Genomic DNA, 5,622 nt, shown 5'->3' with positions numbered 1-5,622 from the left:
CGGCGGCGGGCTTGGCGCCGGCCGCGGCGGCCGCGGCCTTGGCGGCGCGGGTCACCGTGACCCGGCCTTCGAGCAAGGTCACCTCGAACGCGCGCGGCGACAGGTACACATCGAACTCGGTGCCCAGCGCGGTGACCTGGCGGCCGCCGGCGCTGACCACGAACGGCCGGCTGCGGTCCTTGGCCACCTTGAACAGCGCCTGCCCGCGCTCCAGCGTGACCGCGCGCAGACCGTCGCGGTAGTGGGTGCTGACCCGGCTGTCGGTGTTGAGGGTGATGCTGGAGCCGTCGGCGAGGACGAAGCTTTCGCGCTGGCCGACGCCGGTCTGGTAGACGTTGCCGGCGAGCGCGTCGCGGGCGTCGCCGACCGCCTTCCAGGAGTTGCCGAGGTTGAGCCCGATCGCGCCGAGCAGGCCGAACGCCACCAGCGAGGCGGCGACCGCCCAGTTGCGTCGGCGGCCGCGGCGCAGGGCCGCGTCGCGGGCGATGCGGCCCAGGGTTTCGCGGCGCAGGTCCTGCATCTGCGGCTCGCCGGCCAGCATCTCGGCCAGCCGGCGCGCGGCGTCGGCGCGCGCGTAGGCCTGCGCGTGCTGCGGCGATTGCGCCTGCCAGGCCTGGAACGCCTCCCGCATCGTCGCGTCGTCGCGCTCGCGCAGGATCTCGCTCCAGCGCGCCGCGTCCTCGTCGATGCTCCGCGATCCGGGTTCCTCCGCCCCGTCCCGCACCAGCGCGATTTTGCATTTCATCGGGTGTGACCTCTCCAGCAACTGCGGCCGATGCGCGGCGAACGCGCCGTGCGGCCGATGTTCCGATCCGTGACGGCCCGCTCAGGCCGACCGGGTCCGAACGCACAGGCCGCGCCCGCCCCGGGGGGGCCGGCGCGCCGCTCAGTCCTGCGTTCCCAATCCATCGACGATGCCTCCCAACTGCGCCAGGGCCTTGGCCATGTGCTTCTCGGCCGAACGCACGGAGATGGCCATCATCGCTGCGATTTCCGCATATTTCTTCTTCTCCATCACCCGCAGCACGAACACGTCGCGGGTGCGTTCGGGCAGCCCGCGCAGGACCGCGGCGACCAGTTCGACCTGCTCCTTACCCAGTAAGACGCGCTCGGGCGAAATATCCGTAGCCGGATCGTGCACCTGGGCGTCGAACGATTCGTGCGCGTCCTGGTTGCGGGCCTTTCGGCGCCGGCCCCAGTCGCGCAGGGTGTTGGCGGCGACCTGGAACACGTACTGCTCGACGTGCTCGATCGGCCCGCCGCGGGCGCGCCGGATCAGGTGCAGGAACACCTCCTGGGTCAGGTCCTCGACCTCGGCCGCGTCCTTGACCCGCTTGGAAAAGAAGCCGCGCAGGGGCAGGCGGTAGCGCAGGGACACGTTGTTCCACTGGGCGGCGCCATCCTCCCCGTACTCGGCGAGCGATGCGGACTCATGCGGCCATGACGCCGGATCGGTCATTGCTCTTTCCTTCCTAACCAATGGAATGCACCCAATGCCGCGGCCCCGCCCCACGCGGGGGCCGCTTCGGCGGCGCCGACGCCGACGGCCGCGGCGGACGCCCCTGGCGGGGGTCCGGGCCGCAGCCGCGCACGGCGGTTCCGGTAGCGCACTTGCTTCGCCTCGCGGCCGCCGCCCTAGGGCTGCGGCGTCGGGGCGCCCCCTGCCCTTGCTTGCCCGGCTGCGCGCATCGCCGTCGCCCGTGCGCTCATGCGCCGACCACCTTTTCCGCCCACAGCGGCAGGATTCCGCGCGGCTTGCGCCCGGCCTCCAGCTCGCCGCGCAAGGTCGCGTCGGCGCCCAGCGCCGCGGCCGGCGCCAGGCCCATCACCTGTTCGACGTGACGGACCTGGGCCAGATTGTCGAACGGCGTAGTCAACAGCGGTGAGACGAAGGCGACCAGCCGGCCCAGCATCAGCGAATCGCTGACCGCCTCGCCGACGCAGATCGCCGCGATCAGTTCGTCCATGTTTTCGCCGGCCAGCACGCCCGACAGCGCCTTGAGCGCGAAATGCAGGCGGGTGCCCAGCTCGTTGCGCGACTGGTGGGGCAGCGCGCGGGCGAAGGCTTCGAAGAAGCGCTCGTAGATCGGCTGGTAATGCTCGTACAGGAAGCCGCGCACGAACGGCGACGGATCGCTGTAGACGCGGCCGAGCAGGCGCATGAAGGAGATGCCGCCGGCGCTGTCGCGACTCAGCCGCACCGCCGGCACGAACAGGATGCTCAGCACCGTCGGCGCGTCGAGCTGCTGGGCGCCGAAGCGCTGCTCGCACAGCGACAGCAGTTGCAGGCGCTCTTGGTTGAGCCGGTCCAGGCGCGAGGACAGCAGTTCCTGCACCAGCGCTTCCTTGCTGCCGAAGTGGTAGTTCACCGCGGCCAGGTTGACCTTGGCCTCGCTGGTGATCTGGCGCAGCAGCATGCCCTCGTAGCCGTGGCGGATGAACAGCGCCTCGGCCGCCTCGAGCAGGCGCCGGCGGGTATCGCTCGAATTGGCGCGGGGACTGTTCACGGCCGGTGTCCTTGCACGGCTCCGCCTGGCGACCCGAGGGTTTGCTCCAACTCGCGGATTGAATAGCGGAATTGAAACGGCCGTTAGACTAAGCAGGCCGTTTCGGCGACTGCACGCTGCAGCGCAATATGCGTGCCGGATGAATCCACGGGCGGCACCGCGCCGGCCTGCGCCGCGGGCGATAAGGGATTGATTCGGCGGCGGATTCGCGCCACCGCGAACGCCTGTGCCGAAACGGGCGCCTGGACGGCCGGCGCGGAGCTTGCTGCGGTTCGTCGCGCCGGCGTGACGCAGTTCCGGTCTGGATTCGCGGCGCGGCCTGCGCCGCGATCGGCGCGGGCCGGGGTGCCGATCCAGGCGCTGATCAGGGCGTTGATCGGGGCGTTGATCGGGGGCGCTGATTCATGGCCGCGCGGCGCTCACACCGGCGTCAGCCGCGCCCGACCGACCCGGCGCCGCTCCAGGCTCAGCGCCTCCAGCTGCCAGCCGCCGCTGCGGACCCGGTCGCCGGCCGCCGGCAGCCGTTCGAGCAGGTGCAGGAACAGCCCGCCCACGCTGACGTACGACGCCTGCCGCTCCAGCGCGATGCCGGTGGCGCGGAACAGGTCCTCCAGCGAGATCGAGGCATCGACGATCCAGGCGCCGTCCTCGCCGCGCTCGATGCCGAAGTCGGCGTCGCGGGTGTCGACCAGGTCGCCGGCGATGGCCGCGAGCAGATCGTTGGCGGTGACCAGGCCTTCCACCCCGCCGTACTCGTTCACCACCACCGCCAGCGCGATCGGGTGCTCGCGGATGCGCTCCAGCGCGTGCAGCGCGGTGCTCGATTCGGGCAGGACCAGCGGCTCGCGCAGGTGCTCGGCCAACGCCAGCGGCTGGCCCGACAGCGCCGCGGCGAGCAGGTCGCGGCTGGCGACCACGCCCTGCAGGTCGTCGAGCTCGCCGTCGCACACCAGAAGGCGCGTGTGCGGCGTGGCGATCAGCCGCTGCGCGGCGTGCTCCGGCCCGCGCCGCGCATCGATCCACTGGATGTCCGCGCGCACCGTCATCACGCTGGCGACCGAGCGCTCGGCCAGGGTCAGCACGCTGCGGATCATGTCGTGCTCGGCCGCTTCCAGCCCCGGCTCGGCCGCGGCCGCGCCGGCACCGGCGCGCTCGTCCTCGCCGAGCGGGCGCGCGCCGAGCAGCCGGGTCACCGCCTCGGCGGTGCGTTGGCGCAGCGGCAGGCGCCGCGCATGCCGCTCGCGATTGGCCCGCGACCATTGGTTGAAGGCCTCGATCAATATCGAGAACGCGATCGCCGCGTACAGATAGCCCTTGGGAATCTTGAAACCCAGGCCCTCGGCGACCAGGCTGAAACCGATCATCAGCAAGAAGCCCAGGCACAGCACCACCACGGTCGGGTGGCGGCCGACGAAGCCGGTCAGCGGCTTGCTCGCCACCAGCATCACCGCCATGGCGATGATGACCGCGGCGAACATCACCCCCAGTTCGTCGACCATGCCGACCGCGGTGATCACCGAGTCGAGCGAGAACACCGCATCGAGCACGACGATCTGCAGCACCACCAGCCCGAACGCGGCGTGGACCTTGCCGCCGGCGCCTTCGTCGGCCGGCGGTTCCAGGCGTTCGTGCAGTTCCATCGTCGCCTTGAACAACAGGAACAGGCCGCCACCGAGCAGGATCAGGTCGCGGCCGGAGAAGGCGTGGCCGAACAGCGAGAACAGCGGGGCGGTCAGGCGCATGATCCACGACAGCGTCGCCAGCAGCGCCAGGCGCATCAGCAGGGCCAGGCTCAGGCCGATCAGGCGCGCCCGGTCGCGCTGATGCGGCGGCAGCTTGTCGGCGAGGATGGCGATGAAGACCAGGTTGTCGATGCCGAGGACGATCTCCAGCACCACCAGGGTCGCCAGACCCATCCAGATGGTCGGGTCGGAAAGCCATTCCATAAGGGACACGCGCGCCGCAGCGAAAGGAAGGCCGATTCTTGCACGCGCGGTCGCGACGGCGCGCTCACAGAGCTTACAGCGCGTTCATGTGGAGCGGCGGCGCGTGCGTCGCGCGGGCGTTGCGGCGGACGGCGTCCCAGTTCGCCGCAGTTGGACACTCGGGCGCGCACTGGCCCGGCACGACTGCGAGCAGGTACCCGATGGGCCTGGATGGATGCGAGAGGGCGCCGGCGGGCTGCGGATGCTGCGGCCGGGTCGCGAATGCAGCGAGGATCGCTTCCGGACCGCGCTCGGATCTCGCGCGTCGCGATCGACGTGGGAAGCGTTACGCGGTGCGCACGGCCGGCGAGCGGAGTTGCTCCTGGCTCTGCGGTTCCTGCGACATCGGCTTCTGCTCGGCCTGCGCGAGTTGCCGGAACGAGGCCTCGACCGGAATCCGTTCCGCCACTTCGCTGTTGACCTGGGCGCGCCTGTGCGCCGGATCGGCCAGTTCGCCCTGTACGGCGAACACATCGATCCCGGCGCCGTTGTTGCGGCCAGCGACGATGTGATCGACCTGATCGATTCCCTTCAGCCGGGCGTCGACGAACAACGCCGCCGCGGTGCGTTCCCCGCCTTCGCCGAAGGGACGGCCCTGCTGCGCGTAGACCCGCTCCACGCCCGCCTGCACGGCGCCGTGCATCGAATGGCCGGGATGATCGGGATGGCGCGGGTCGATTGCCCGCGACCCGTCCGCCGGCAGCGCGCCGTGCGCGTCCTTGAACGGACTCTCCGGCGGCTTTTCCGGCAGGCGACGGCCGATCTCCTCGGCGATGCCCATCGGGCCGCGCAGGATCGCCCCGCCGAGCGAGGCACCCTCGCGCATGGCCCACACATCGTCGCGGAACTTCCCGATCATCGGTTGGAAACGATGCGCGTTGATGCTGGTTTCCGGGTCGCGCAGCACCGACAGATCCGGATTGACCCCGTCGGTGTCGCGGAAGTTGTGCAGGCTGTGCGAGGTCGCGCCGCGCGCGATGGCGACCGGCAGGTTGCCGCGGTCGAGCGCGCGCTCGTTGTTGGCGTAGCCAGCGCCCGACAGCGTCGCGATGTCGTGCCGGCTGGCGTAGACCTTGACCTCGCCGTAGTGATGGCTGGCGGAGCTGACGAAGTCGGCCGCCATGACGTGG

At 71.0% G+C, this 5,622-nt stretch carries 5 protein-coding genes; all 5 read right to left on the bottom strand.

The features are described from left to right. The coding region (locus A7A76_RS15115) for a FecR family protein (RefSeq protein WP_206411954.1) at window positions 1-745 on the bottom strand (745 nt) is incomplete at its 3' end. A 141-nt stretch (window positions 746-886) separates the two neighbouring features. Next, window positions 887-1,459, bottom strand: a complete 573-nt coding sequence (locus A7A76_RS15110) for an RNA polymerase sigma factor (protein ID WP_083382846.1) — start codon at window positions 1,457-1,459, stop codon at window positions 887-889. A gap of 247 nt (window positions 1,460-1,706) precedes the next feature. Beyond that, the gene (locus A7A76_RS15105) at window positions 1,707-2,507 is read right to left on the bottom strand and encodes a TetR/AcrR family transcriptional regulator (protein WP_343225342.1); all 801 of its coding nucleotides are present in this window, start codon (window positions 2,505-2,507) and stop codon (window positions 1,707-1,709) included. A 419-nt stretch (window positions 2,508-2,926) separates the two neighbouring features. Further along, window positions 2,927-4,453 (bottom strand): TerC family protein, encoded by a 1,527-nt coding sequence (locus tag A7A76_RS15100; protein ID WP_206411953.1) that lies wholly within the window; start codon window positions 4,451-4,453, stop codon window positions 2,927-2,929. 325 nt (window positions 4,454-4,778) lie between these two features. Then, a partial coding sequence (locus A7A76_RS15095; RefSeq protein ID WP_343225341.1) for an XVIPCD domain-containing protein occupies window positions 4,779-5,622 on the bottom strand: 844 nt, incomplete at its 5' end.

This window comes from Lysobacter enzymogenes, assembly GCF_017168095.1.
In the GTDB taxonomy this organism is placed as follows: Bacteria; Pseudomonadota; Gammaproteobacteria; order Xanthomonadales; family Xanthomonadaceae; genus Lysobacter; species Lysobacter enzymogenes_D.
This window is presented reverse-complemented; position numbering and strand designations above follow the sequence as displayed.